This is a genomic window from Actinobacillus vicugnae (assembly GCF_901687125.1).
Taxonomy (GTDB): Bacteria; Pseudomonadota; Gammaproteobacteria; order Enterobacterales; family Pasteurellaceae; genus Actinobacillus; species Actinobacillus vicugnae.
In genome coordinates this window covers 26,956-53,500 of record NZ_CABFJY010000007.1, presented here as the reverse complement: position 1 = coordinate 53,500, position 26,545 = coordinate 26,956, and the positions used below count along the sequence as shown (strand labels likewise).

24 protein-coding genes are annotated in these 26,545 nt (G+C 40.7%); 17 read left to right on the top strand and 7 right to left on the bottom strand.

Annotated features, from left to right (window positions below):
• Nucleotides 1-92 precede the first annotated feature (92 nt).
• Together hutW and F8M47_RS02340 are read left to right on the top strand one after the other, a co-directional pair.
• Nucleotides 93-1,910 (top strand): heme anaerobic degradation radical SAM methyltransferase ChuW/HutW, encoded by a 1,818-nt coding sequence (hutW, locus tag F8M47_RS02345; RefSeq protein WP_150538617.1) that lies wholly within the window; start codon nt 93-95, stop codon nt 1,908-1,910.
• Nucleotides 1,910-2,509, top strand: a complete 600-nt coding sequence (locus tag F8M47_RS02340) for an NAD(P)-dependent oxidoreductase (protein WP_150538616.1) — start codon at nt 1,910-1,912, stop codon at nt 2,507-2,509. Before hutW ends, F8M47_RS02340 begins: the two co-directional genes overlap by 1 nt.
• Nucleotides 2,510-2,555: 46 nt before the next feature.
• Here F8M47_RS02340 and F8M47_RS02335 read toward each other — a convergent pair whose 3' ends face one another.
• Entirely contained in the window at nt 2,556-3,101 is a 546-nt protein-coding gene (locus tag F8M47_RS02335; protein ID WP_150538615.1) for an RBBP9/YdeN family alpha/beta hydrolase, read from the bottom strand.
• 220 nt (nt 3,102-3,321) lie between these two features.
• Between F8M47_RS02335 and yiaK the strand changes: the two genes are divergently transcribed.
• The 9 genes from yiaK to ppsR all read left to right on the top strand — a co-directional run bounded on the left by yiaK (nt 3,322) and on the right by ppsR (nt 14,367).
• Nucleotides 3,322-4,320 (top strand): 3-dehydro-L-gulonate 2-dehydrogenase, encoded by a 999-nt coding sequence (yiaK, locus tag F8M47_RS02330; RefSeq protein WP_150538614.1) that lies wholly within the window; start codon nt 3,322-3,324, stop codon nt 4,318-4,320.
• A 112-nt stretch (nt 4,321-4,432) separates the two neighbouring features.
• Nucleotides 4,433-4,894 carry a NanQ anomerase/TabA/YiaL family protein gene (locus F8M47_RS02325; RefSeq protein WP_150538613.1) on the top strand — a complete coding sequence of 154 codons (462 nt, stop codon included), beginning with the start codon at nt 4,433-4,435 and terminating at the stop codon, nt 4,892-4,894.
• Nucleotides 4,895-4,902: 8 nt separating this feature from the next.
• Complete coding sequence (locus F8M47_RS02320) at nt 4,903-5,385, top strand: TRAP transporter small permease (RefSeq protein WP_150538612.1); 483 nt, start codon at nt 4,903-4,905, stop codon at nt 5,383-5,385.
• Nucleotides 5,382-6,659 (top strand): TRAP transporter large permease subunit, encoded by a 1,278-nt coding sequence (locus F8M47_RS02315; protein WP_150538611.1) that lies wholly within the window; start codon nt 5,382-5,384, stop codon nt 6,657-6,659. The genes F8M47_RS02320 and F8M47_RS02315 overlap by 4 nt, the downstream gene beginning before the upstream one ends.
• Nucleotides 6,660-6,728: 69 nt before the next feature.
• The gene (locus tag F8M47_RS02310) at nt 6,729-7,715 is read left to right on the top strand and encodes a TRAP transporter substrate-binding protein (protein WP_150538610.1); all 987 of its coding nucleotides are present in this window, start codon (nt 6,729-6,731) and stop codon (nt 7,713-7,715) included.
• Between the two features lie 126 nt (nt 7,716-7,841).
• Complete coding sequence (locus tag F8M47_RS02305; RefSeq protein ID WP_150538609.1) at nt 7,842-8,828, top strand: TRAP transporter substrate-binding protein; 987 nt, start codon at nt 7,842-7,844, stop codon at nt 8,826-8,828.
• Nucleotides 8,829-9,026: 198 nt separating this feature from the next.
• Nucleotides 9,027-10,484 (top strand): FGGY-family carbohydrate kinase, encoded by a 1,458-nt coding sequence (locus F8M47_RS02300; protein WP_150538608.1) that lies wholly within the window; start codon nt 9,027-9,029, stop codon nt 10,482-10,484.
• Between the two features lie 521 nt (nt 10,485-11,005).
• Nucleotides 11,006-13,399 (top strand): phosphoenolpyruvate synthase, encoded by a 2,394-nt coding sequence (gene ppsA / locus F8M47_RS02295; RefSeq protein ID WP_150538607.1) that lies wholly within the window; start codon nt 11,006-11,008, stop codon nt 13,397-13,399.
• A gap of 152 nt (nt 13,400-13,551) precedes the next feature.
• Nucleotides 13,552-14,367 carry a posphoenolpyruvate synthetase regulatory kinase/phosphorylase PpsR gene (gene ppsR / locus F8M47_RS02290; RefSeq protein ID WP_150538606.1) on the top strand — a complete coding sequence of 272 codons (816 nt, stop codon included), beginning with the start codon at nt 13,552-13,554 and terminating at the stop codon, nt 14,365-14,367.
• Between the two features lie 110 nt (nt 14,368-14,477).
• Here the strand turns inward: ppsR and F8M47_RS02285 are convergent, their stop codons facing one another.
• From F8M47_RS02285 to F8M47_RS02280, 3 genes are all read right to left on the bottom strand, one after another.
• The gene (locus F8M47_RS02285) at nt 14,478-14,756 is read right to left on the bottom strand and encodes a CRISPR-associated endonuclease Cas2 (RefSeq protein WP_150538605.1); all 279 of its coding nucleotides are present in this window, start codon (nt 14,754-14,756) and stop codon (nt 14,478-14,480) included.
• A 10-nt stretch (nt 14,757-14,766) separates the two neighbouring features.
• Nucleotides 14,767-14,925, bottom strand: coding sequence for a hypothetical protein (locus F8M47_RS12035; protein ID WP_167509591.1), 159 nt, complete (start codon nt 14,923-14,925; stop codon nt 14,767-14,769).
• A 143-nt stretch (nt 14,926-15,068) separates the two neighbouring features.
• Nucleotides 15,069-15,338, bottom strand: coding sequence for a CRISPR-associated endonuclease Cas2 (locus F8M47_RS02280; protein ID WP_150538604.1), 270 nt, complete (start codon nt 15,336-15,338; stop codon nt 15,069-15,071).
• A gap of 592 nt (nt 15,339-15,930) precedes the next feature.
• Between F8M47_RS02280 and F8M47_RS02275 the strand changes: the two genes are divergently transcribed.
• Nucleotides 15,931-17,484, top strand: a complete 1,554-nt coding sequence (locus tag F8M47_RS02275) for a Fic family protein (RefSeq protein WP_150538603.1) — start codon at nt 15,931-15,933, stop codon at nt 17,482-17,484.
• Nucleotides 17,485-18,663: 1,179 nt separating this feature from the next.
• Here F8M47_RS02275 and F8M47_RS02270 read toward each other — a convergent pair.
• Nucleotides 18,664-19,110: a hypothetical protein gene (locus F8M47_RS02270; protein ID WP_150538602.1), complete on the bottom strand. Its 447-nt coding sequence runs from the start codon at nt 19,108-19,110 to the stop codon at nt 18,664-18,666.
• 205 nt (nt 19,111-19,315) lie between these two features.
• On the opposite strand from F8M47_RS02270, the gene rpoZ reads away from it, so the two are divergent.
• The 4 genes from rpoZ to mrcB all read left to right on the top strand — a co-directional run bounded on the left by rpoZ (nt 19,316) and on the right by mrcB (nt 24,877).
• Nucleotides 19,316-19,597, top strand: coding sequence for a DNA-directed RNA polymerase subunit omega (rpoZ, locus tag F8M47_RS02265; protein WP_150538601.1), 282 nt, complete (start codon nt 19,316-19,318; stop codon nt 19,595-19,597).
• Between the two features lie 98 nt (nt 19,598-19,695).
• A complete protein-coding gene (locus tag F8M47_RS02260; RefSeq protein ID WP_150538600.1) occupies nt 19,696-21,402 on the top strand; it encodes a RelA/SpoT family protein in 1,707 nt (568 codons plus the stop codon).
• A gap of 128 nt (nt 21,403-21,530) precedes the next feature.
• Entirely contained in the window at nt 21,531-22,388 is an 858-nt protein-coding gene (gene menB / locus F8M47_RS02255; protein ID WP_005625049.1) for a 1,4-dihydroxy-2-naphthoyl-CoA synthase, read from the top strand.
• An 80-nt stretch (nt 22,389-22,468) separates the two neighbouring features.
• Nucleotides 22,469-24,877: a penicillin-binding protein 1B gene (gene mrcB, locus F8M47_RS02250; RefSeq protein WP_150538599.1), complete on the top strand. Its 2,409-nt coding sequence runs from the start codon at nt 22,469-22,471 to the stop codon at nt 24,875-24,877.
• A gap of 216 nt (nt 24,878-25,093) precedes the next feature.
• Here mrcB and ykgO read toward each other — a convergent pair whose 3' ends face one another.
• Both ykgO and F8M47_RS02240 read right to left on the bottom strand, forming a co-directional pair.
• Nucleotides 25,094-25,219 carry a type B 50S ribosomal protein L36 gene (ykgO, locus tag F8M47_RS02245; protein ID WP_005599425.1) on the bottom strand — a complete coding sequence of 42 codons (126 nt, stop codon included), beginning with the start codon at nt 25,217-25,219 and terminating at the stop codon, nt 25,094-25,096.
• A 10-nt stretch (nt 25,220-25,229) separates the two neighbouring features.
• On the bottom strand, nt 25,230-25,499 hold the full coding sequence (locus tag F8M47_RS02240; protein ID WP_150538598.1) for a type B 50S ribosomal protein L31: 270 nt from the start codon (nt 25,497-25,499) through the stop codon (nt 25,230-25,232).
• 219 nt (nt 25,500-25,718) lie between these two features.
• Between F8M47_RS02240 and rpe the strand changes: the two genes are divergently transcribed.
• Nucleotides 25,719-26,393 carry a ribulose-phosphate 3-epimerase gene (gene rpe, locus F8M47_RS02235; protein WP_150538597.1) on the top strand — a complete coding sequence of 225 codons (675 nt, stop codon included), beginning with the start codon at nt 25,719-25,721 and terminating at the stop codon, nt 26,391-26,393.
• Nucleotides 26,394-26,545: the final 152 nt, after the last annotated feature.

The window sequence follows — 26,545 nt, the reverse complement described above, 5'->3', positions numbered from 1 at the left end:
TAACTTGACAAAAATTGATAAAAATCAATATCATTCACAATTAAATTCGGTATAAATCCTCCCTTATTCTGTGACAGATTGAGAGAGTGATTATGATTACAACAACAGCTTGGCAAGCAACTCAAGCCGCACCCAAAGCATTTCCTGAACGTCAGGCACTAATGCCAATTTGGGGCGGTGAGTCAGTGCCACAACCAGAATGGCAGCATTTGTGGAGACAGGCTGTCATTCACGCACTTAAAGAAGATGGTTTAGCTTATTTCCATATTCCTTTTTGTGCTAGCCACTGTATTTTCTGCGGGTTTTATCGCAATGCGTGGAAACAAAACTACAGCAAAATTTATACCGATAAATTAATTGACGAACTGGCTTATGAAGCGAGTATTCGTCAAGGCAACGGTAAAATCCAAGCGGTTTATTTTGGTGGCGGTACGCCTACCGCACTTGATACCGAAGATTTGGTGCGCTTAATCAAAGCTTGCTACCAATATTTACCACTGGCGGATGATTGCGAATTTACCCTTGAAGGGCGTATTAGCCATTTTGATATTGAAAAAGCACACGCTTGTGTAGAAGCGGGCGTGAACCGTATTTCAATCGGGATTCAAACCTTTAATTCTAAAATTCGTAAACGTTTAGGACGCAAACACAGCGGTGAAGAAGCTTATGAATATCTCAAAGCGCTATGTGAATTAGATGCGGTAATCGTTGCTGATTTAATTTTTGGCTTGCCGAATCAAACCGATGAAATTTGGGCGAATGATATTAAAGTTGCAAGCAGTTTGCCGTTATCTGGTTTAGATATTTACGCATTTAATAATTATCCGTTTTTACCAATCAATAAAATGATCGAACACGGCGCTTTGCCAGCGCCAGCTAGTTTTGAAGTGCAAGCGCAACATTATGCGTATGCGGTAGAAAATTTACTCCACGCTGGCTGGAATCAAGTGAGTAACAATCACTTTGCCTTCCCAAATCGAGGCGAACGCAATCGCTATAACAGCTTAGTAAAATCCAATATGCCATGTTTGGCATTTGGTTCTGGTGCGGGTGGCAATTTTGGCGGCTATAGCTTCCAAGTACATTCCACGCTACAAACCTATTTAGATACGCCAGCTGATCAAAAAGCGTTATCTTTTTTAAGTAAACATGGCCCAAACAAGCCATTACTTGGCGTGGTTCAACACGATTTAGAATTAGGTTATTTGGATATTACATTATTCAAAAACAACCCAAAAGCAATGAAATTGCTGATGCAATGGCAGCAATTATCGCTACTAAACATTGATCAAGATGGCATAGCCCGACTAAATATTAGTGGTCGCTATTGGTCACCAATTTTGATCCGAAAATTAATGCTCACCTTACCAACAGAAGATCAAAAGGAGAACAATATGGTTAAATTAAGTGAACAACAATTAGCTGAATTACGTCAATCACTTGCGGAAAACCCAGGACAAATTTTAGAAATGGTAGCAGGTATGAAACAATGTAGCCTTGAAGAAGTGATTAGTTGTTTACCTACCGAAATGGTAACCAAAACCGACGGTGCACGCTTTGTTGAAATTATGCAAGCATTAGCAACTTTAGAGGATGCGGTAACCTTTATCGTCCATACACCAGATGCCGTCGTTGAAGTGACAGGTAAGTTACCAAGCGGTCAAATTGGTAGAGGTTTTTACAATTTCGATCACGGCCATGAAGGTGGCGTACACGGTCATTTACGTTATGAAAACTGTGCGGCAATTTACTTACTTGAACGTCCATTTATGGGCAAACAAACCGTATCACTTAACTTTATTAACCAGCAAGGTGGTGCAATGTTTAAAATCTTTGTTGGACGTGATGAAGCACGCAACTTACGTCAAAACCAAATTGATTTTATGCGCCAATTAGTGAAGGGTGAATAATGATTTTACTATTCGGAGCCAATGGTTTAGCGGGACGTGCGTTACTTGAAGTGACTGATCAACCGATGATTTCAGTATTACGCCAGCCATCAGAAGATCCGTTTTTTGCTACACGCCCAACCGCAGTGGCGGACGTGATGTCATTAGCAGCTTGTGAGGCGGTGATTCAGCAATACTCACCACAAGTGGTGATCAGTTATATTGGTGGCAAGAAAGACGGTGTGCGTAGTGATGCGCAGGGTAATATCAATCTTATTCGAGCATTAGAGAAACACGCTCCCGAAGCTCGCTTTATTTTTATTACCAGTATGGGGTGTGGTGAACAGTGGACGTTTTTGCCAGAGCCAGTAAAACAAGTACTAGGTGAAGCATTACAAGAAAAAACGCAAGCAGAAAATTTATTGCGTAAAACAGCACTGAATTGGACCATTCTTCGTCCATGCGGGCTAAACACGAGCGAAGGCAATACTTTCCGTTTAGCTGAAAATACGACAGAATTGCCCACAACTTATATGAGCCGTAAAGCATTGGCAAATGCGGTGCAATTTGTGCTTAAAGATAATGCCCTAAATCATAAAATTTTCTCTGTTAGCCAATAATTGGCAATGCTGTGGCACAAGTTTCTGCTTGTGCCATTTTACCTTTCTATTCAGCTAAAATTTGCTTTAATAGCATCAGTAAGATCGGTAATTCGGTTACCCCATTTCGATCAATAAAATGCCCGCCTTCATTCAAACGAATATAATCTGCCTGCAAATATTGTGCAAAGCTCTCACTAAATAAATGCGGCACAATTTCATCATCTAACGCAGAAATCACATAAGACTTACGTGGTAAACAAGCGGTCTGATTTGAGTAAAAATCTGCAAATGGATCAAGTTCTGGTAAAGTCGGCAATTTTTCATAAAAACCAGAAACAAAAATCGCTGTATTCACTGTTTGTTGCGTAACCGCTAAATAATTAAGTAACGCAATACACCCCAAACTATGCCCTACAAAAATCGTATTTTCGTCCAATTTTAGTGCTTTTTGATGGTGCGCTAGCCAATCTTGCGGGGTAGGGTGATGAGGATCTGGCATAGCTAAACATTCCGATGCAATCCCCAGCTTTGCCAATTCATTTTGAAGCCACGGAAACCAATTTCGTGTGGGATTGGCAGTATAGCCATGTGTAATATAAATCTTTTTCATACATTCTCCTTTATATAGAAAACGTTTGCGTACTAGCTAATTTAGCCTAAAAAATACACTTTTTAAAGTGAGATCTCTGTCACAAATTGACAAAAAACTTTATAACCTATTGATTGTAAAACACTTTTATTTTTATGGTTTGATTGACATCCTCCGTCGTGAAGCGTAACTTATGAAACATCATTTTACTATTTGAAACGCTAGCAACGAGAGGTGTCCAATGAGAGTTTCTTATCAAGATCTAAAAGCTGAATTTAAGCGTGTTTTATTAGCGCGTAACGTACGTGAAGAAATTGCCGAAGAGTGTGCAACCGTATTTGCGGATACTACTCAAGCGGGAGCTTATTCACATGGAGTAAATCGCTTTCCGCGTTTTATTCAGCAGCTAGAAAATGGCGATATTGTACCAGAAGCTGTACCAACTAAAGTACTTTCATTGGGGGCGATTGAGCAATGGGATGCTCATCAAGCCATTGGTAATCTCACTGCGAAAAAAATGATGGACAGAGCCATGGAACTTGCTTCACAAAATGGTATTGGGGTAGTGGCATTGCGCAATGCAAATCACTGGATGCGAGGTGGCTCGTACGGCTGGCAAGCAGCAGAAAAAGGCTATATCGGTATTTGCTGGACAAATGCGCTAGCGGTAATGCCACCTTGGGGGGCGAAAGAATGCCGTGTGGGGACAAACCCACTAATTATTGCGGTGCCAACTAACCCCATCACTATGGTGGATATGTCTTGCTCAATGTATTCCTACGGAATGCTTGAAGTACACCGCTTACAAGGTCGCCAAACCTTTGTCGATGCAGGTTTTGATGATGACGGTAATCCAACACGTGATCCTGCAACCGTTGAGAAAAACCGCCGTTTAATGCCAATGGGATTCTGGAAAGGTTCAGGTTTATCTATCGTGTTAGATATGATCGCCACCCTTCTTTCTAACGGTGAATCTACTGTAGCAGTAACCGAAGACAAAGATGATGAATACTGCGTTTCACAAGTGTTTATCGCAATTGAAGTAGATCGCTTAATCGATGGTAAAACTAAAGATGAAAAACTCAATCGCATTATGGATTACGTTCGCACTGCGGAGCGTGCTGATCCAGAGGTTGCAGTTCGTTTACCAGGTCACGAATTTACTCAAATTCTTGCCGACAACAAAGCTAACGGTATTCCAGTTGATGACACCGTTTGGGCGAAGCTGAAATCGTTGTAAAGCCATTGTAGGGACGCCACGCTTAGCATCCTAATCGGATACGAAGCAACATGTCCCTACGTAACGATTTACAAGCGGTCAAATTTTTCAAAAATTTTACGAGGAACAAACGATGTTTTTCGGACACATTTCAAACTACAACCCCAAACAGTATCCACCCGCAATTGCGTTTGCATTGGAGTATTTAAAGAGCACAGATTTTGATGCAATGCAAGCGGGCGTTTACGAGTTAAAAGGGAAAAAGATTTACGTCCAAGTGTTGGATTTGGAAACTAAAGACATTTCAGCCTTTCAACCCGAAGTACATCACAATTACTTAGATGTGCAATACCTTCACCAAGGTAAAGAGAAAATGGCATTTGCCGTAGATAACGGTCATTACCCTGTTCACACAGCCTATCTGCCTGAACGAGATATTCAGTACTATCAAGCGGTCGAAAATGAGCAAATTTTTACCTGTGAGGCAGGCAATTTTGCCGTATTCCTCCCTGAAGACTGCCATCGAACAGCGATTTTTCACGGTACACCAACTATTCGCAAAGTGGTGGTAAAAATTGCAATGAGTGAAATTTGAGGTGAACAATGAAAACTCTAGCCCAATATGTTGGAAAAGCGATTGAAGCTGTTGTTGTGCTTATTCTCTCGGCAATGTCGATTTTGGTTTTCCTGAATGTGGTGTTGCGCTACGGCTTTAATAGCAGTATCAGCGTAACCGAAGAAGTGTCTCGCTATATGTTTGTTTGGCTGGCGTTTTTAGGCGCAATACTCGCTTTTAGCGAGAATCAACACGTTAGCGTCACTGTTTTAACGGATAAACTCTCGCCTATCGGTCGTCATATTCTTAAACTCTTCACCGATGCCGCTATGTTATTTTGTTGCTATTTAATTGTCGATGGTAGCTGGATTCAATTCCAACTTAACCTCGCCAACCTCGCACCAATTTCAGGCTTACCACAAGGGATTACCTTCCTTGCAAGCACAGTAGCTGGCGCGCTTATCGGCATTTTAATTATTGCAAGAATCGGCGCAAATCTGACCGCTTTAGTTAAAGGAGAAATCCAATGACTGTCGTAATTTTCCTTTCTGTATTACTCGGCGCAATTATTCTCGGTGTGCCCGTAGCGTTTGCGTTACTGATTTGTGGCGTGGCGTTAATGCTTCATCTTGATTTATTCGATGCGCAAATTCTTGCCCAACAAATTGTCAGTGGTGCGGACAGTTTCTCGCTAATGGCGATTCCGTTCTTTATTCTTGCAGGCGAAATTATGAATGAAGGCGGGCTTTCTAAACGTATTATTGATTTACCGATGAAATTGGTCGGTCATAAACGTGGTGGCTTAGGCTTTGTGGCGATTCTTGCAGCAATGATTATGGCTAGCCTTTCTGGCTCTGCTGTTGCCGATACGGCAGCGGTGGCAGCGATGTTGTTACCGATGATGAAAACCACTGGCTACCCAATTGATAAATCTGCAGGTTTAATTGGTACAGCGGGTATTATTGCGCCAATTATCCCGCCAAGTATTCCGTTTATTGTGTTCGGCGTGGCAAGTGGCGTATCCATTACCAAGTTATTCTTAGCAGGGATTTTCCCTGGCATTATGATGGGGATCTGTTTAGCCACACTTTGGTGGTGGCAGGCAAAGCGCCTTGATTTAATGACCTTCTCAAAAGCAACCAAAGAAGAACTTTGCATTTCGTTCAAAAACAGTGTTTGGGCGTTAATGCTACCTGTGATCATTATTGGCGGTTTCCGTTCAGGCATGTTCACCCCAACTGAAGCAGGGGCGGTGGCAACCTTCTATGCATTAGTGGTATCACTGTTTGTTTACCGTGAAATGAAATTCAAAGATCTCTACAAAGTGATTCTAGCTGCAGCAAAAACGACTGCAGTGGTAATGTTCTTAGTGGCGGCAGCAAACGTAACAGGCTGGTTAATTACTGTGGCGGAGTTACCAACCATGCTGACTGAATTACTTGAGCCACTCATCAGCAGCCCAACGACGCTATTGATCGTAATTATGTTCGCGGTGTTTGTGATCGGAATGGTAATGGACCTAACCCCAACAGTTTTAATCTTAACCCCTGTGTTAATGCCATTGGTAGAAGAAGCTGGTATCGACCCTGTTTACTTCGGCGTGCTATTTATTCTTAACACTTCAATCGGCTTAATTACCCCACCTGTGGGCAATGTGTTAAATGTAATTACGGGTGTATCAAGATTGCCGTTTGACCAAGCTGCAAAAGGCATTATGCCGTATCTATTTATGATGATTAGCTTATTACTACTGTTCGTATTCGTGCCAGATTTAATTTTAGTACCGTTAAGCTGGATGCAGTAAATCATAACGTCCCTCTTCACTAAAGAGGGGAACTAGAAAACAAATTCCCAACCTACTTAGGAGAATCCTATGAAATTTTTTAATCTCAAAACTTTATCGACTTTTGTGGCGAGTGCAGTGGCATTTTCAGGCGTAGCAAGTGCAGAAATCTCACTTCGTTTTGGTTATGAAGCACCTCGTTCAGACAGCCAACACGTGGCAGCGAAAAAATTTAATGACTTATTAAAAGATAAAACCAAAGGGGAAATTAAACTTAAATTATTCCCGGATAGCACGCTCGGTAACGCACAAACGATGATCAGCGGTGTGCGTGGCGGTACGATTGATATTGAGATGTCTGGTTCACCAAACTTCACAGGCTTAGAACCAAAATTAAACGTAATCGATATTCCATTTATCTTCAAAGATCGTGAACACGTTTACAAAGTACTCGATGGCGAAATTGGGCAAGGCTTGCTTGCCGACCTTGAAAAACAAGGCTTAAAAGGCTTGGCGTTCTGGGACGTTGGCTTCCGTGCATTCTCTAATTCCAAACATGCAGTAAACAAGCCTGAAGATATCAAAGGTTTGAAAGTACGTACCAACCAAAATCCAATGTATATCAAAGCATTTAGCTTATTGGGTGCTAACCCAGTGCCTATGCCACTGTCAGAACTCTATACCGCACTTGAAACCCGAGCAGTGGATGCGCAAGAACACCCAATCGGGATTTTCTGGTCGGCAAAACTTTACGAAGTACAAAAACATTTAAGCTTAACTAACCATGGCTATACACCGTTAATCGTAGTGATGAACAAAGCGAAATTTGATAGCTTAAGCCCAGCATTACAAACAGCCATATTAGAAGCAGCAAAAGAAGCGGGGCAATTCCAACGTGATCTCAATGTAAAAAATGAAAAAGAGATTATCGAAAAACTTCGTAAAGCGGGCGTAGAAGTAATCGAACAAGTGGACAACGCACCGTTTAAAGCAGTCATTGAAGCGGAAGTTCGCAAAAACTTTATCGAAAAACACGGCAAAGAATTAGTCGAAAAAGTAGATGCGTTAGCGCAGTAATCAACAAGCGGTTGGATTTGCAAGCAATTTTGCAAATTTGACCGCTTCCTTTCTCTTACAAGGAGCGAGGGTGTAACGTAACCAGCACCAGCACGTTTGCACTAGGTAAAAAATTAGGAGAACTTTATGAAATGTTTAACTCTTAAAACGCTTGCGATATTGATCGCCAGTTTTTCATTATTCACCGCCACAACTCAGGCACAAACGACTTTCCGCTTTGGCTACGAAGCACCGCGTTCCGACAGCCAGCATATTGCTGCTAAAAAATTTAATGAGCTCTTGCAAGAAAAATCAAACAAAGCGCTGAACCTGAGCCTCTTCCCTGACAGTACTCTTGGCAACGCTCAAACCGCAATTAGTGGTGTGCGGGGTGGTACAATTGATTTGGCAATGTCGAGTTCATCTAATTTTACAGGGCTTGCCTCAGAACTGAACGTGATTGATATTCCGTTTATCTTTAAAGATCGAACACACGCTTACCAAGTGCTTGATGGCGAAATTGGACAAAAACTGCTAGATCAACTTGAAGCGCACAGTTTAAAAGGCTTAGCATTTTGGGAAGTGGGTTTCCGTGGTTTTACCAATTCTAAACATCCTGTTACCAAGCCCGACGATATTAAAGGCTTGAAAGTGCGCACCAACCAAAACCCAATGTATATCAAAGCGTTCTCCATTTTAGGTGCGAACCCAGTGCCAATGCCACTTTCTGAGCTTTATACCGCATTAGAAACTAAAGCGGTAGATGCGCAAGAACATCCGATTGGCATTGTTTGGTCGGCAAAACTCTACGAAGTACAAAAATATTTCAGTCCGACTAACCATGGCTACACTCCGCTGATTGTAGTGATGAACAAAGCTAAATTTTATGCATTAAGCGCAGAACAACAAACTGCGATTCGTGAAGCTGCGATTGAGGCAGGTAAATATCAACGCCAACTTAATTTAGATAATGAACAAGGTATTATCGAAAAAATGAAAAAAGCGGGCGTTGAATTTGTCGAAACCCTCGACACAGCCCCATTTAAAGCAGCGGTGGAAGCTGAAACTCGTAAAGCATTTATTGAGAAAAACGGCGACAGCCTAATCAATCAAATTGATGCATTAGCAAACTAACCACAAGCGGTCAGATTTGCAGAAAATTTTGCAATTATGAGCTGTTGAAGAATCCAGATCAATGTGCCCGTAAATGTATTGAGACAGCATGATCGAGCATATTCGTCCGACCCTAAAGATGAATTTATTTACAAATGTAGAACGTAGGATGGGTTAAACTCCATCCTACCGAGGAATTTTGAATTATTGGAGCAAAAAATGAACTACTACCTAGGCATAGACTGTGGCGGTACTTTTGTTAAAGCCGCACTCTTTGATCAAACAGGCGAACTGCATGGCATTCATCGTGAAAATGTGGCGGTGATTAGTGAGCAGGCAGGCTATGCCGAGCGAGATATGTCAGAGCTTTGGCAAGTGTGCGCTGAGGTAGTACGCCAGACAATTGCGAAAAGTGGTATACATTCGACCGCTATCAAAGGAGTGGGGATTTCTGCACAGGGTAAGGGCGCATTTTTACTTGATAAACAAAATCAGCCACTTGGGCGTGCGATTTTATCTTCTGATCAACGTTCGCTTTCGATTGTGAAGCAATGGCAAGCGAATGGTATTCCTGAAAAGCTTTATCCGATTACCCGCCAAACATTGTGGACTGGGCATCCTGTTTCGATCTTAAAATGGCTACAACAAAATGAACCTGAGCGTTATGCACAAATGAGTTCAGTGTTGATGTCGCACGACTATTTGCGCTTTTGCCTGACGGGCAAATTATTTGCGGAAGAAACGAATATTTCTGAGAGTAATCTCTACAATATGGCGACGGGCCAATACGATCAGACACTGGCGGATTTACTCGGTTTGCCCGATATTTTGGAAAAATTACCGCCTGTAATTCAGCCAAATCAAATCGCAGGTTATGTTACCGAAGTCGCCGCTAAACTCACAGGATTAGCAAAAGGTACGCCAGTGGTCGGGGGGCTATTTGATGTGGTCTCAACCGCCCGTTGTGCTAATTTGGATGATGAAAGTAAATTGAATGCAGTGCTTGGTACTTGGTCGGTGGTAAGTGGCATTACTGATACGATTGATTCAAACCAAACCTTGCCTTTCGTGTATGGCCGTTATGCGGATGCTGGCAAATTTATCGTCCACGAGGCAAGCCCAACTTCCGCAGGCAATTTAGAGTGGTTTGTAAAGCAGTGGAATTTAGATTACGCCCAAATCAATCAGCAAGTAGCAAGCCTAGCCCCTGCCACAAGCTCGGTACTATTTGTGCCGTTTTTATACGGCTCAAATGCGGGTTTAGGTATGCAAGCAGGTTTTTATGGCTTACAAGCCCACCACAGCCAAGCACATTTGTTACAAGCAATTTATGAAGGGGTGTTATTCAGCCTTATGCACCACTTAAACCGAATGAAACAACGTTTCCCGAAGGCTAACGTATTGCGTGTTACAGGTGGGCCGACAAAATCGCCGATTTGGTTACAAATGCTTGCAGATCTGACGGGAATGCAATTAGAAATCCCACAGGTGGAAGAAACAGGCTGTTTAGGTGCAGCGCTGATGGCAATGCAAGGCACAGGAGCAGAAATAGCCCAAGTCCAAGCCCTGAATGCCGAAATGAAAAAAATCAACCCAAATCCTGATACTTTCGAGGCATATCAACACAAATATAAGCGTTATCAACAACTTACCGAAGCATTAAAAGCAATGTTATAAGCGGTCAAAAATTTCGGGAAATCTAACCGCTTGTACCTAATCGCTATCGCCATCAAATCTCCCCTCTCTTTGCAAAAGAAGGGATCTGATACAACCCAATGCCAATTTGATCGGTAGGGACGGACTGATGTGTCCGCCCTTGTCAAAAAATGTAATCGAAAACTCTTCACATTTGAATTTTTACTCCATATTTTTCACTTGAAAAAAAATGTAAAAGCTTTTCAAAAGTTAGAGAACAAAAAACCAACAAAAGTATATTTTATATTCAAAAATGGCTATTTTTCTTCTTTGCAAACGATTAAATGGAGAATTTTTAAAATTATAATTTTCCTTTATAGATCAACACGCTTCTTTTTACTCCTCCAATTGATATTTTATTAAAAAAATAAATTATTATTTTACGCCAAAAAACTGATGACTTTTAAATTTTTGCTTCCTAGAATGGTGCTATTCTTCACTTTAAGTTTACTTTATGTTCACTTTAAATTAACAATTAAATAACTTTCTAAAGGGAAATTGCCATGTCAAACAACAACATTATCTGGTTCGAAAATTTACGTATGACTGACGTTGAAATCGTCGGGGGTAAAAATGCTTCATTAGGTGAAATGATTAGCCAGCTCACCGAAAAAGGCGTGCGAGTGCCAAATGGCTTCGCGACCACAGCGAGCGCATATCGTAAATTTTTAGCGCATAATGATTTAAATAAACGAATTTCGGATGCGCTGGCACAACTTGATGTTGATGATGTGGTAGCGCTTGCGCAGGTTGGGAAAAATATTCGACAATGGATTTTAGATACGCCGTTTCCTGCGGAATTGGATACGGAGATCAATCAAGCATGGCAAACCATGGTCGAGCAAGCAGGCTCTGATCAAATTTCAGTCGCAGTGCGTTCTTCTGCAACAGCGGAAGATTTACCTGACGCTTCGTTTGCAGGACAACAAGAAACTTTCTTAAATATCAATGGATTAGAAAATGTAAAAGAAGCAATGAAACACGTATTCGCTTCGCTCTATAATGATCGTGCCATTTCTTACCGTGTACACAAAGGTTTTGCACACGATGTAGTAGCACTTTCAGCAGGGGTACAACGAATGGTACGCTCTGACAGTGGTGCCGCAGGCGTGATGTTCTCCATTGATACCGAAAGTGGTTTTGAAGATGTGGTCTTTATCACCGCTTCATACGGTTTGGGTGAAACAGTGGTACAAGGTGCGGTAAACCCTGATGAATTCTATGTACATAAGCCGACACTTAACGCAAACCGCCTTGCTATCTTACGCAAAACATTAGGTGCAAAACAGATCAAAATGATTTTCAGCCAGCAAGCGCAAGCGGGTAAATCAGTACAGGTGGTAGATGTGCCTGTTGCAGAACGTCGCCAATTTGCTATTACTGATGCAGAAATCACCGAGCTGGCAAAATACGCCGTAATTATTGAACAACATTACGGTCAGCCAATGGATATTGAATGGGGGCGTGATGGTGTTGACGGCAAGCTTTACATTCTGCAAGCCCGCCCTGAAACAGTGAAATCGCAAGAAAAAGCACAAGGCAATATGTTACAACGCTATACCCTTTCAGGTGATCGCCAAGTACTGATTAAAGGTAGAGCAATCGGACAAAAAATTGGGCAAGGTACGGTGCGCTTAGTCAAAGATGTCTCAGAAATGGATCAAGTACAAGCGGGCGATGTGTTAGTAGCGGATATTACCGATCCAGATTGGGAGCCTGTGATGAAACGTGCTTCGGCAATTATCACCAACCGTGGCGGGCGCACTTGTCATGCGGCAATTATTGCGCGTGAACTCGGCATTCCTGCGGTGGTAGGCTGTGGTAATGCGACTGAAATACTGACAAGCGGGCAAAAAGTTACGGTTTCTTGCGCCGAAGGTGATACAGGCTTGATTTACCAAGGGCTACTAGATGTACAACGCGATGAAATTGCGCTTGATAATATGCCAACAGCACCTGTAAAAATTATGATGAATGTTGGCAATCCAGAGCTAGCGTTCTCGTTCGCAAAATTGCCAAGTGAAGGAATTGGCTTAGCTCGTATGGAATTTATTATCAACCGCCAAATTGGAATGCATCCACAAGCGTTGCTTGAATTTGACCGCTTAGATAGCGACTTGCAAGCTGAAATCGAAGAACGGATAAGCGGTTACGCGTCGCCGATTGCATTCTATGTCGATAAAATTGCTGAAGGGGTAGCAACGCTTGCCGCTTCGGTTTATCCACGTAAAGCGATTGTACGAATGTCTGATTTTAAATCTAATGAATACGCTGGGCTTATCGGTGGTGATTTATACGAACCACATGAGGAAAACCCAATGATCGGCTTCCGTGGTGCAGCACGTTATGTTTCGCCAGAATTCAGCCAAGCATTCGCCCTTGAATGCCAAGCGATTAAACGTGTACGAGATGAAATGGGGCTAACCAATGTAGAAGTGATGATTCCGTTTGTGCGTACCTTGCAAGAAGCCCACCAAGTGATTGAAACCTTAAAAGCGAACGGTTTAGAGCGAGGCAAAAATGGCTTACGTCTGATTATGATGTGCGAAGTACCAAGCAATGCACTATTAGCTGAACAATTCTTAGCCTATTTTGATGGTTTCTCAATTGGTTCAAACGATATGACCCAGCTCACGCTTGGAGTCGATCGTGATAGCGGTGGTGCTATTGCCGCGACTTTTGATGAACGAAATGAAGCGGTAAAAGCAATGCTAAGCTTAGCGATCCAAGCTTGTCGCAAGCAAGGAAAATACGTTGGCATTTGCGGACAAGGCCCGAGCGACCACCCTGATTTTGCACAATGGTTGGTTGAACAAGGTATTGAAACCATCTCGCTCAACCCAGATACCGTCATTGAAACTTGGTTGTATCTAGCCGAAAACGTTAAACACTCATAAGCCAAACAAGCGGGCTAATTTTGCCAAAACTTTCGAAATTATGTAACAAATGTGCGAATTTGTTTCAATGAGGTAGCAACGCCATAATACCGAAAACTTTGCAAAAAATCGGCTTTTTTAGTCCGCTTGTTTTTCCTCACTAAGGATAAACAATGCCAAATACTCGCCATGCTTTTTTTATTTCTGACCGCACAGGTATTACCGCTGAAAACCTTGGTAATGCGTTATTAGAACAATTTGCTGAAGTGTCATTTAAACGTACCACTTGCCCATTTATCGACACTGCTGAAAAAGCACATCAATTAGTGGCAGAAATTAATACGGTTGCCGAAAAACAACCGCATCCGCCGATCCTATTTATGAGCGTGGTAAATGAACAAATTCGAGAGATTCTTAAAACCAGCAAAGGCGTGTTGCTTAACTTTTTCGATACTTTTTTAACGGTATTAGAACAAGAACTCGAGATGCACGCCAGCCACCAAATTGTGAGCCGAGTGCATAATGTCGCCCAATATGACGAACGAATGGAAGCGGTCAATTTTGCCCTCAATCATGACGATGGTGTCTCAGATAAAGAACTCAAACAAGCAGATGTCATTCTACTCGGCGTATCACGCAGTGGCAAAACCCCTACTTGCCTCTATCTCGCCTTACAATATGGTATTCGTGCCGCAAATTACCCGCTTACACCAGAAGATTTAGCTAGTACCGACTTGCCGAAAATGATCAAACCTTATCGCAATAAATTATACGGGCTGACCATTAAACCCGACCGCTTGCACGATATTCGCCAAGAACGCCGCCCTGACTCCAATTACGCCGACATTAAAACCTGTCGTAGTGAAATATTGGAAGCACAAGCTATGTTCCGCCGATACAACATTCCCTACACCAACACCACCCATCAATCGGTCGAAGAACTCGCTGTGGCAATTATGCAAGCTTGCAAATTAAAGCGCAGGTTTTAGGCAAAATCATTACTCTTGGCTGTAAACGCTTCTTAACCAAACAAGCGGTCAAATTTGCGAATTTTTTTGCAATTTTGAGCGCTTACTTATCCTGTAAAACATCAGCTAAACTAGAGTTTAACTGCACTAAAAAATATTTCTTCTGGGAGTACTGGCTTACCTAAATTCCAATATTTATCTTTTTGATTGCTAAGTGGATAAATTCGTAAATCATCCTCTTTTAAATTAATAACCTTCAATAATAATTTAATACCGTCATCTAAGCCTTCTTTAGCGCCATCAAATAAAAACAAACTATATTGTAACGGCATCGCAAATTCTATCATTATGCGATAAGCACGCTGTAAGCGTTTTTCATCGCTAATATCATCGCCGATTAAACATTGCATAATTACTCCGTTATAATGTTTGTTTAAAATAATTATCTTCAAAATGTTTTGAAGCTACTGCAGATATTTCAACTGCAGAGTGTTCTTTTTGTTGTGGTTTATAACCAAGTTCATATTCTCTGATCATTTTAGCCAACTCAGCGCATTGAAGTTTGAGCACTTTTCGCAATTTTTCTGCTATTTTTTCAAACTCATTATAAAAAAATTACCCGCTGTGCTTTATTAAGATGACAGCCTTCCGTTTCATGAATCGTAAAATCTTTCGCAGAAAAAACATTCTGTTGAAAAGCATCTAACAACCCATTCATCAAATTACGGTCGTAAAATTTCCATTACATCACAGGCTAGTGATTCTCGCCCATAATCTAAACTATGATAAAAGCCAACATAAGGATCTAGCCCCACACCATAAAGTGCTAATACTGTTTCCGAATGTAGCAACGTATAACCTAGCGATAACATAGCATTAAATGATTTTTGCCCACCTACCGCATACGCTGATAATTTTTTATGTATGCGATAGCGACGTTTCGAACAAACAATATCGTACGCCACCAAATAACGAATTCGAGCTTGCCCCATAAAAATTCCCTTATATTACATATAACGTGGCAATTTTACGGATTGCGAACCGCTAGTTTTCACTAGTCATGGCTTTTATATAAAGCATCTAAAAATTGCAAAATAAGCTCCACGATACCCTCCTTTGTTAGCCATTATTTTTATGATTTGCAGTATAAACGGCGGAAGATATAAAAGAACAAAATACAAATTTGTATAAGGCAAAATCCCTTTTAGGCAGGGCGGAATCTTTCGATGGATCGTTCTGGCAAATTAGATATGACGTTATTTATGAAAACCAATTTTTCCAATTTGTTTTAAAATAATAAAAAAGCTCAATGAATCCCCATACCACAATAATTTCACCAATTAATATACACATATATTTCCTCTATTTATTACTTTAATTTGTAACCTTTTGCAAAAGGTTATTCAAATCTACCGCTTGCTTGATGAGGCGTATTATAGAGAAAGGGAAAATAAGTAGAAGGAAATACAAATTTGTAAACTCATAATCAAAAAGTTACAAAAACCACTAAAAATAATTAAAAAGTTGCAATAAAAATCCTTTTTTGCCAGAATCAATGAGAAAAAATCAAAAAGAGAGGCAAAAATGAGTGAAATTTTCGATCCTATTGGTGCATTATGGCTAATGCAAAAATATCAAGTCTCTCCCTTTTTGCCACTAATGGTAAAAAGTGGGATTGCAACTCGTCGTTCAACCGAAAAAAATAATGATACAGGCTTTCGGGTTGAGCTTTACCTAGAAAAAACTCGCCCATCCCCTGATTTTATTGCCCATTTGCAATTTCATTTAAAACATGAGATCCCGCATTTAGAATTTTTAGCTCGACTATTTGAAAAAGTGGGGAAACAAGAAATTCAGCAGTGGGTAGTGGCGGAACCAACAGGACAATACGCACGCCGAGCCGCCTTTTTATATGAATGGCTCACGGGGAATCCATTGCAAGTACCTGAAAATGTAGGTGGAAATTATGTTGATGTGCTGAATGATCAGTTTGTGGTTACGGCAAGTGCTGAAAAAATCGAAAAAAATAGTCGTTGGCGGGTCAATAATAATTTAGCGGGCACGCCTGATTTTTGTCCGATGTTATTAAAAAACGAGCGCTTTTTAAAAAGCGCATCGCTTGATATTCGTGCATTATTAAATGAGCTGGTTACCGAGTTTGGCGAAGATTTGCTGTTACGTTCGTCCGTTTGGCTCACATTGCGAGAAAGTAAGGCAAGTTTTGCGATTGAAGGCGAGGGCAACCAAGTAAGCCGTATTGAGCGTTTTGCTGATGTCATTGCTCGGCATACAGGTAAAGGGAATCTACCGCTTACACAAATCAAGTTGGCTCATTTACAACAAGATATTTTAGGTGAAAGTAAAGCGATTCAGCATTATGGTATTCGGCAATCGCCTGTATTTGTTGGGCAAACTTACCGCTTCAAGGAAATCGTGCATTATATTGCACCACCATTTGATACGCTTGAACAAAAATTGTCAGGTATTTTGCAGTTTTGGCAAAAAACAGCTGGGCAATCACCGATTATACGTAGTGCCGTGATCGCATTTGGATTTGTCTATTTACATCCGTTAGCAGATGGTAATGGGCGTCTACATCGTTTCTTATTTAATGATATTTTGGTTCGCGATGGCGTTTTACCTGACACCGTTATTCTACCTATTTCAGGTGTGATTGCGGAATCCGCCAGCGAGCGCCTAAATTATGCCAATGTGCTAGATGAACTTTCTAAACCTCTGATGGAAAATTTACAAGGGCGATATACTTTTACCAAACATCACCATACTTATGCTGATGGCATTCAATCTAACCTTAATTTTAATGAATACTCACTTGCTGAACCGCTGTGGCGTTATCCAAATTTAACAAAACACGTAATTTATTTAGCAGGTTTAATTCAAAAGGTTATTGAAAGCGATATGCGAGAAGAATCCCAATATCTCCGCCAACACGAGCAAGCAAGAGAAGCGATTAAAAATCTTGTGGATATGCCAAATCATTATGCAGATCGCATTATTCGAAGTGTATTGCAAAATAATGGCGTGATAGGCAATAAATTACTCAAAGAATTTACGTTTTTAAAAGAGCAAGCGATACAAAAGGCTTTAGTTAAACACATTGCCGAGATTTTTCAGTAAAACAAAAGGCTTAGAACATATTTTCTAAGCCTTTTTTATGCCGTATCACTGCTACGGCAGGCAGCCCTACCATCCCTACAGAAATGGGAAAGGAAAAGGTAATTTTGGTGGACGTGGCATAAACATATTTTACTCCTCTACTTTGTTTATATTCGTGTACTGTGATAACCGCCACAGCGAGCGGGAAGCATTATTTCTTCAATTCATCAAGAATTGCTTCTAATACTTTTAATAAAAAATCATCCATTGCTTTTTCCTCTTATTATATGGTTAATCAAAATATGGCAGATTTGCGGCTCTACCTAACGCCCGATTAACGGGAAGCAGTGTTCTTTATTACTCTCGACACCGCTGTAGCAATCGCCACAATGGCTAAACGTTCTAACATAGCTTTCTCCTTATTACTCTTAGATTTGTCTTTGGCAAGTTTTCGGCACTTGCCTAGCCGTTGGATTAGTCTTCCATTAGCTTATCCACCATTTCTGTTACTGCCCCCCCCACTACTACTTCTGCAATACGCTCCCACATTTTTTTGCTCCTCTATTTGGGTTAATGTTCTACTTCGGTTGTGATTTCCGCCACAACCAGCGGGAAGAATTATTTCTTCTTCATCTCGTCCACGACGATTTCTAAAATTTTGATAATTAACTCATCCATGCGCTTTCCTCTCTGTTGTTATTGCCTGATTTGCGTTTACGTTCGCCAACGCCCTTTTTACAGTCGGGTAACTGCTTGCTTTAAAATCGCACTGGCGGTAAAAAAACAAGGTTGTCGTAAAAATTCTCGGCTTTAATCATTCTGTTGCTCCTATACTGTTTTAATGGTGGTGAATATTACGCTGTTTCTATATTTTTGGTTTAATTTGCAAATTTGTATTAAGCGGTTGATTTTAAGGCATCAACCACGCCCGCTTCCGCTATTCCTCGAACATATCTTCGAGAGCTTCCGCTAAAATGGCTAAGAATAAACTTTCTAGCATGGCGTTCTCCTTATTTGTTGAAATGTAGTTTAGGAAATTTTTATTTGCTTGTCGGCAGATTACAAATTTGTAGCATTTTGCAAAATACTATTTAAATCTGACTGCTTGCTTGGTGAGACGTATTATAGAGAGAGGGAAAATAAGTAAAAGGAAATACAAATTTGTATTCTAAAAAAGAAAACCGCCCGAGGGCGGTTTGTCTATTTCAAATGTAGAGCTAATAGTTCCTGCTGAATACTAGAGAAATTAACGTTATCTAACTCAATAGATATTTTATAATTTCCTTTTAACTTTCTATTTTTATTGATTTCCTTAATAAAATCCTGTAAATGCTCTACAACTCGTTTAGTTGGATTTTGACTTTGTGGAAAAATGCTTTGTGGAGAAAGTGAAGAAAATTCATAATAAAATTGTTTCGGATTATTATTATTTTCAATCCCTTCAAATAGGCTAAGTAAATTAAGCGAATTACCGTTATCTTCGGGCATTCTGCCTAAAGCCATTTTTTCTGCCTTCTCTAATAATGATTTATCAATTTCTTGGGAAGAAATAGGGAAGTCAGGAAGAAGTAAGTTTTGCCGTTCGAAAGCTACTTTTAAATAGTGATATAACACTGAAAAAGCTAGTTCAATCGTTGAACTTTTCATAAGCACTCCAGTTAATTAAATGTTTAAGGTCGGATGAGCAATATAGAGTATAGGCTATTCCCTATTCAAATTTAAAAAACAAGGTGCTAGCGACACTGCTTGAATAAAAAAGTTCAACTTTTTTATTCATTGTAAGCAGGTGCTAATTTCTGTATAATCCATCGTCTTTTTATACACAAAATTCGCAAAACTCTGGAGTAACAAAATGGCTCGTGTAACAGTACAAGAAGCAGCAGATAGAATCGGTAACCGTTTCGACTTAATTTTGACCGCGGCGCGCCGTGCAAGACAATTACAACTTCACGTTCGTGAACCACTTGTGCCTGAAGAAAATGATAAACCAACGGTTATCGCATTACGTGAGATCGAGAAAGGTTTAATCAACGGTCAGATTATGGATCAATTAGAAAATAATGATGCGATCCAACAAGAAGTTGCTGAACAAGAAGCGATCTCTTTCTTAGCCGACGTTCAAGCGAACGCTTAAGATCAGTTTTATTTAAAATTTTGATGGATAATTGAAAATAAATAGTAGTACTATCTATTATCAGTTATCCATTTTTTGATTCTATTTTGAGGTGTACCGTGTATCTTTTTCAACCGTTAGATAGCATTATTCAAGGCTATTTACCTGCTGATAAAATCGAGCTGGTAAAACGTGCCTTTGTGGTTGCGCGTGATGCGCACGAAGGGCAAACTCGCTCAAGCGGAGAGCCTTATATCACGCACCCTGTGGCGGTGGCATCAATTATTGCTGAGATGAAACTTGATCACGAAGCGGTCATGGCTGCGCTGTTACATGATGTGATTGAAGACACACCTTATACAGAAGAACAGCTTGCTACTGAATTTGGAGCAAGTGTGGCGGAGATTGTGCAAGGCGTTTCCAAGCTTGATAAATTGAAATTCCGCACCCGCCAAGAAGCGCAAGTTGAGAATTTCCGTAAGATGATTTTGGCGATGACCAAAGATATTCGAGTGGTACTGATCAAACTTGCCGACCGTACCCATAATATGCGTACGCTAGGGGCATTACGTCCAGACAAGCGTCGCCGTATTGCCAAAGAAACACTCGAGATTTATAGTCCATTAGCCCATCGTTTAGGCATTGAACACCTTAAAAATGAGTTAGAAGACTTGTGCTTTCAGGCGATGCACCCGCATCGTTATCGTGTACTGCGTATGGCGATTGATATGGCACGTGGTACTCGTCAGGATCTTATTTCAACTATTTCACACGAGATTCAATCACGCTTAGACGAAGCGGGAATAAAAGGACGTGTTTACGGTCGTGAAAAGCACCTCTATTCACTTTACGAAAAAATGCGGCAGCGTGACCAACATTTCCACTCCATTTTAGATATTTATGCATTTAGAGTAGTGGTTGAGAATCTGGATAATTGTTACCGTGTGTTGGGGCAAATGCATGCGTTGTATAAGCCTCGCCCGAATAAAATTCGTGATTATATTGCCGTACCAAAAAGCAACGGTTATCAATCATTACACACTTCAATGATCGGGCATAAAGGCGTGCCGATTGAAGTGCAGATTCGTACCGAAGATATGGATTTGATGGCAGAACTTGGTGTGGCTGCCCACTGGCGTTATACCGAAGATCAAACCACTGCAACCAGCGTGCAACAAAAAGCGCAACAGTGGCTACACAGTATTATTGAGCTACAACAAAGTGCGGGTAACTCTGATGAATTTATTGAGAATGTTAAATCAGATCTGTTCTCAGATGATATTTATGTGTTTACGCCAAAAGGTCGAATTGTAGAATTACCAGCAAAAGCGACCGCTATTGACTTTGCATATGCGGTGCATTCTGATATTGGTGACCACTGTGTTGGGGCGATTGTTGATCGTAACCCTTACCCAATTTCACAACCGTTACAATCTGGACAAACCGTTGAAATTTTAACGGATTCTGCTAAACGTCCGAGTAGCTCTTGGCTCACTTTTGTTGTGAGTGCTAAAGCCCGTTCTAAAATTCGTGCAGCACTCAAACATCCAGAAAATGTAGAAAACGCTACGGATGAAGTTGCAAAACCAGAGCATTTGGATATTGATATTGAGTTAGAAATCAAAGACCAACCAGGTGTGCTTGCGAGTTTAACCAATGCAATTGCTTCAATGAATAGCAATATCGGTACGGTAGAAAGCCGTCCAAATAGTACAGGTAATTATCAAGTGAAAATGCGTATTTCCGTTGCTGATAATGCACATCTTTACGTCGTGATTCAGAAGCTGACCAAAGTAAACGGTGTTATCCGAGTGGCAAAAGCTTAATCATCTCTCAACATAAGCGGTGGATTTTTGTAAATTTTTTACAAAATTTGACCGCTTATTTTCTCGTTAATCCCTCTCAATTCGGCTATAATTGCCCGAATTTTTTATACATACTAAAAGGAACTCCAATGTTATATCCAAGCGAAGAATTTCTTTATGCACCCGTTACATGGGTAGATCATAGCGAAGGCTATACTGATATTCGTTACCACAAATCAACCGACGGTATTGCAAAAATTACTATTAATCGTCCTGAAGTGCGTAATGCATTCCGTCCACAAACGGTTAAAGAGATGATACACGCTTTTGCTGATGCACGTTTCGACGAGAAAATTGGTGTGATCGTATTAACTGGCGAAGGCGAATACGCATTCTGTGCAGGCGGCGACCAAAAAATTCGTGGTGACTACGGCGGTTATAAAGACGATAGCGGTGTACATCACTTAAACGTGTTGGAGTTCCAACGTGATATTCGTACTTGCCCGAAACCAGTGGTGGCAATGGTAGCTGGTTACGCAGTAGGTGGCGGTCATGTGTTACATATGATGTGCGACTTAACTATCGCAGCTGATAATGCAAAATTTGGTCAAACAGGCCCGAAAGTAGGCTCATTTGACGGTGGCTGGGGCGCAAGCTATATGGCTCGCATCGTTGGTCAGAAAAAAGCGCGTGAAATCTGGTTCTTATGCCGTATGTACGATGCACAAGAAGCATTAAATATGGGCCTAGTAAATACCGTTGTACCTTATGCGGATCTTGAAAAAGAAACTGTGCGTTGGTGTCGTGAAATGTTACAAAACAGCCCAATCGCATTACGTTGCTTAAAAGCCGCATTAAATGCGGACTGTGACGGTCAAGCAGGCTTACAAGAGCTTGCAGGCAATGCAACCATGTTGTTCTATATGACGGAAGAAGGTCAAGAAGGTCGCAACGCTTTCAACGAAAAACGTGAACCTGATTTCAGTAAATTTAAACGTAATCCATAATTACGCCTTCTGTTGCCTCCCTCAATGGGGAGGCTCTAACAAGCGGTCAAAATCGCTGACTTTTTTGCAAATAATTTTCTATGTCAAATACCCAAACCGAACCTCAAACGCCAGAACAAGAAAATATACAAGCTAAGAAAAAATCGTTCTTGATTCCGACTTGCCTAAAATTAGGCTTGATCGGCGCTTGCTTTGCCGCATTCTACGGAATTTATCTCGACGGGCGTATTCGTGCCAAAATGGACGGTCAGGTGTGGCAATTGCCTGCAGAAGTGTATAGCCGTATTGAAAGCATTAGCGTTGAAGACAAATTATCGCTTGAAGCAACCAAACAGGCGTTGCTTGATAATGGCTATCGCCAAGTCTCTCAAATTGCGACACCAGGCGATTTCAAAATAGAAAATAATACGCTTGTGTTATTGCGACGTGCTTTTCCATTCCCTGAAACACCAGAGGCACAACGTGTACTACGTTTGCGCTTTGAAAATGACAAATTGGCATATATCGAAGACTTAGTTCAACATAAATTAATTAACCGCTTCCGATTAGATCCAAAATTAATTGCAATGCTCCATTCAGATAATGATGAAGAGCGTCAAGCATTGCGCTTACAGCAGTATCCTTATTTTCTCATTCAAGCGTTAATTCTTACTGAAGATAAGCGTTTTTATCAGCACGACGGCATTAGCCCTGTTGGGATTGCGCGTGCGCTACTGGCGAACTATCAAGCAGGGAGAACGGTACAGGGTGCGAGTACACTTACTCAGCAACTAGTGAAAAATCTGTTTTTAACCAGCGAAAAAACCATTGTGCGTAAAGTGAATGAAGCATTGATGTCACTGATTTTAGATTTTCGCTATGAAAAAAACCGCATTTTAGAAACCTACCTAAATGAAATCTATTTAGGACAAAATGGTAGCTATCAAGTACACGGTTTTGCATTAGCCAGCCAGTTCTATTTTGGGCGCCCGATTCAAGAAATCACTCCCTCACAAATGGCGCTGTTAGTCGGTATGGTAAAAGGACCCTCGCTGTATAACCCGTGGCGTCATCCACAAGCAGCACTAGAACGCCGTAATGTGGTATTGAAATTATTGCTTGAAAACGAGGCAATTACCCAACCAGAATATGAATTACTGGTAAAGCAACCGCTGGGCGTGAAAGAAAAAGGTAGTATTTATCGCCAACAACCTGCATTTATGCAGGCATTGACTCTCGATCTAAAAGCAGAACTGGGGGAAACCAAGTACACCCAGCTTTCAGGTGCAAGAATTTTTACTACCTTAGATAGAAAGCAACAACGTTCGGCAGAACAAGCTGTGATTGATGGTTTAGAAAAGCTTGAAGAATCCAATAGTAAAATCAAAGATTTGCAATCTGCTATTGTGGTTGCGGAGTATAAAACAGGTAAAGTGCGTGCAATTGTCGGTGACCGTTTAACTCAATTTGCAGGTTTTAACCGTGCAATTCAAACTAAACGCCAAATTGGCTCATTGGTCAAACCTTCAATTTATGCGATTGCACTATCGGATCCTAAAAACTTCCGTTTAAATACCCCTGTGCAAAACCAACCGATTACGATTTATACCAAAGGCTCGCCACCTTGGACGCCGAAAAACTATGATAAACGCTTCAGTGGCTCAGTGATGTTAATGGATGCATTAGTACGTTCATTAAATATTCCAACGGTGAATATCGGAATGAAAGTTGGCTTGAAAAAAGTAATTGCGAAGCAAAAAGAGATGGGCTGGGATAAAGTGGATATTCCAGCTTACCCGTCTATGTTATTAGGCTCTTACTCTATTTCTCCGTACGATGTAACCAAGTCTTATCAGGTATTAGCCAATAGCGGATTAAAAACCCCACTGACCACGATAGAGTCAATTACCTCGCATGACGGTAGTCCGCTTTATCAACGTAACGTGGAAGAAATTAGCCAGCAAGTATTAGCACCAGAGGCAGCGATTCAAACCTTATATGCAATGCAACAGGTGGTGGAACGCGGTACAGCACGTAGCTTACAAGCTGATTTTGCGCATTTGCGTCTAGCAGGTAAAACAGGCACAACCAATAACGCACGTGATACCTGGTTTGTTGGGATTGATGGCGAAAATGTGACGACCGTATGGCTCGGTAAAGATAATAATACTGATACCAATTTAACAGGTTCTAGTGGAGCTTTATTTGTTTATAAGCAATATTTAGAACGTGCTTTACCTACTGCATTTAAATTACCGAAATCGAATAATTTACAGTGGGTAGGGATTAATGGCTACGGTATGATTAATTGTGATCCAAACCGCCAGATTCCAATGTGGCGTGATCGTGGACAACATTATTGTACAGGCGCAGGTAATGTGGTTGAAGCAAGTAAACCAACTGTGTTAGAAGCAATTTCGTTAGAAAAAACCAAAACAGAAAATACGAAAGCCGAAGTGGCAGAAGATCAGCAATCACTTCCAATCGAAGAAATTGCACCAACTGAATAGCTTTTCCAACAAGCGGTCACAAAAAGCAACGCTTTTTGAACGTTGGCTTTACCAACGGTGGTAAAACCGTAAACAATCCTGATAAGGATTGTGAGTAAATTTCAGCAATTTTTTGCAAGTGAATTTTGCTTTATGCCTTCCAACAAAAAACGCATATTCAATAACGAATATGCGTTTTTCTTTTCAAGTAATCTCGCGAATAAATTTAGCTAATCATTAACGCTGACGCGCTTTAAAACGAGGGTTGCTTTTGCAAATTACATAAAGTTTGCCTTTACGGCGTACAATTTGACAATCTGGATGTCTTGTTTTTGCCGTTTTTAATGAATTTAAGATTTTCATTTCTTTATCCTTATTTTTTAGTCGTTAAACCAACCATACCTTTGAAGCGCTCATTAAATTTGCTTGCACGACCTTCGTTATTCACTTCACGGCGTTTACCCGTATAAACAGGATGCGAAGCAGATGAAGTATCTAATGGATAGAACGGATATTCTTTACCATCTTCCCAAACCATCGTTTTATTCGTTGCTGCACAAGAACGAATAATCCAGCCCATTTGCACCGAACTATCATAGAACAATACTTCGCGGTAATTTTCAGGGTGAATCCCTTTTTTCATTGTTAAATCCTCCAGAGGCTTATTTATTCCCATAAATAAAAAGTGGTTATATATTAGCTGAGAATTATTGTTATTTCTATAATTTTTTTATGGATATTTATTTTTTGTCGATTTTTTAAGCTAAATAGCAAAACTGCGACTTAGATCGCCTTTTCTTAAACGATTTTATGATAGGCTAGCCACCAATTTTGATTGACTATATTTATTAAGGATACAAACATGGCTCAACAACCATTTTTAATCGCACCTTCAATCCTTTCTGCGGATCTTGCTCGTTTGGGCGACGACGTGGCAGAAGTCTTAAAAGCAGGTGGCGATATTATTCATTTTGACGTAATGGATAACCATTTTGTACCAAATCTCACTTTTGGTCCTGCCATTTGTAAAGCGTTGCGTGATTACGGAATTACCGCTGAAATTGATGTACATTTAATGGTAAAACCAGTCGAACGCTTAATTCCTGATTTTGCCAAAGCTGGCGCAAATTACATTACTTTCCACCCAGAGGCGACCGATCATATTGATCGCACATTACAAATGATCCGCGATTTGGGCTGTAAAGCAGGCTTAGTATTCAATCCAGCAACACCACTCAGTTACTTAGATTATGTGATGGATAAAGTGGATATGATTTTGTTAATGGGCGTAAATCCAGGTTTTGGCGGGCAAAAATTTATTCCAGCAACCTTAGAGAAACTACAAGAAGCACGCCGTCGTATTGATAAAAGTGGTTATCCAATCCGTTTAGAAATTGATGGTGGTGTAAAAATCGAAAATATCGCAGAGATTGCACAGGCTGGTGCAGATACTTTTGTGGCGGGTTCAGCCATTTTTGATCAACCTGACTACAAAGCGGTTATCGATCAAATGCGTGCGGAATTAGCGCAAATGTAGGCGAATAAGCGGTGTAATTTTGCAAAAAAATGACCAAAATCGACCGCCTGTTGGTGATAAATTCACTCACAAACCATAATACGCTATGGATAAAGGCTATTCATAGTGTTAGAATATCAACCACTTTTTTGTCCGATTAAGCAGGATAAACT

Coding starts and splice junctions, on each gene's coding strand:
- hutW (WP_150538617.1), top strand. CDS start 93: ATGATTACAACAACAGCTTGGCAAGCAACTCAAGCCGCACCCAAAGCA.
- F8M47_RS02340 (WP_150538616.1), top strand. CDS start 1,910: ATGATTTTACTATTCGGAGCCAATGGTTTAGCGGGACGTGCGTTACTT.
- F8M47_RS02335 (WP_150538615.1), bottom strand. CDS start 3,101: ATGAAAAAGATTTATATTACACATGGCTATACTGCCAATCCCACACGA.
- yiaK (WP_150538614.1), top strand. CDS start 3,322: ATGAGAGTTTCTTATCAAGATCTAAAAGCTGAATTTAAGCGTGTTTTA.
- F8M47_RS02325 (WP_150538613.1), top strand. CDS start 4,433: ATGTTTTTCGGACACATTTCAAACTACAACCCCAAACAGTATCCACCC.
- F8M47_RS02320 (WP_150538612.1), top strand. CDS start 4,903: ATGAAAACTCTAGCCCAATATGTTGGAAAAGCGATTGAAGCTGTTGTT.
- F8M47_RS02315 (WP_150538611.1), top strand. CDS start 5,382: ATGACTGTCGTAATTTTCCTTTCTGTATTACTCGGCGCAATTATTCTC.
- F8M47_RS02310 (WP_150538610.1), top strand. CDS start 6,729: ATGAAATTTTTTAATCTCAAAACTTTATCGACTTTTGTGGCGAGTGCA.
- F8M47_RS02305 (WP_150538609.1), top strand. CDS start 7,842: ATGAAATGTTTAACTCTTAAAACGCTTGCGATATTGATCGCCAGTTTT.
- F8M47_RS02300 (WP_150538608.1), top strand. CDS start 9,027: ATGAACTACTACCTAGGCATAGACTGTGGCGGTACTTTTGTTAAAGCC.
- ppsA (WP_150538607.1), top strand. CDS start 11,006: ATGTCAAACAACAACATTATCTGGTTCGAAAATTTACGTATGACTGAC.
- ppsR (WP_150538606.1), top strand. CDS start 13,552: ATGCCAAATACTCGCCATGCTTTTTTTATTTCTGACCGCACAGGTATT.
- F8M47_RS02285 (WP_150538605.1), bottom strand. CDS start 14,756: ATGCAATGTTTAATCGGCGATGATATTAGCGATGAAAAACGCTTACAG.
- F8M47_RS02280 (WP_150538604.1), bottom strand. CDS start 15,338: ATGGGGCAAGCTCGAATTCGTTATTTGGTGGCGTACGATATTGTTTGT.
- F8M47_RS02275 (WP_150538603.1), top strand. CDS start 15,931: ATGAGTGAAATTTTCGATCCTATTGGTGCATTATGGCTAATGCAAAAA.
- F8M47_RS02270 (WP_150538602.1), bottom strand. CDS start 19,110: ATGAAAAGTTCAACGATTGAACTAGCTTTTTCAGTGTTATATCACTAT.
- rpoZ (WP_150538601.1), top strand. CDS start 19,316: ATGGCTCGTGTAACAGTACAAGAAGCAGCAGATAGAATCGGTAACCGT.
- menB (WP_005625049.1), top strand. CDS start 21,531: ATGTTATATCCAAGCGAAGAATTTCTTTATGCACCCGTTACATGGGTA.
- mrcB (WP_150538599.1), top strand. CDS start 22,469: ATGTCAAATACCCAAACCGAACCTCAAACGCCAGAACAAGAAAATATA.
- ykgO (WP_005599425.1), bottom strand. CDS start 25,219: ATGAAAATCTTAAATTCATTAAAAACGGCAAAAACAAGACATCCAGAT.
- F8M47_RS02240 (WP_150538598.1), bottom strand. CDS start 25,499: ATGAAAAAAGGGATTCACCCTGAAAATTACCGCGAAGTATTGTTCTAT.
- rpe (WP_150538597.1), top strand. CDS start 25,719: ATGGCTCAACAACCATTTTTAATCGCACCTTCAATCCTTTCTGCGGAT.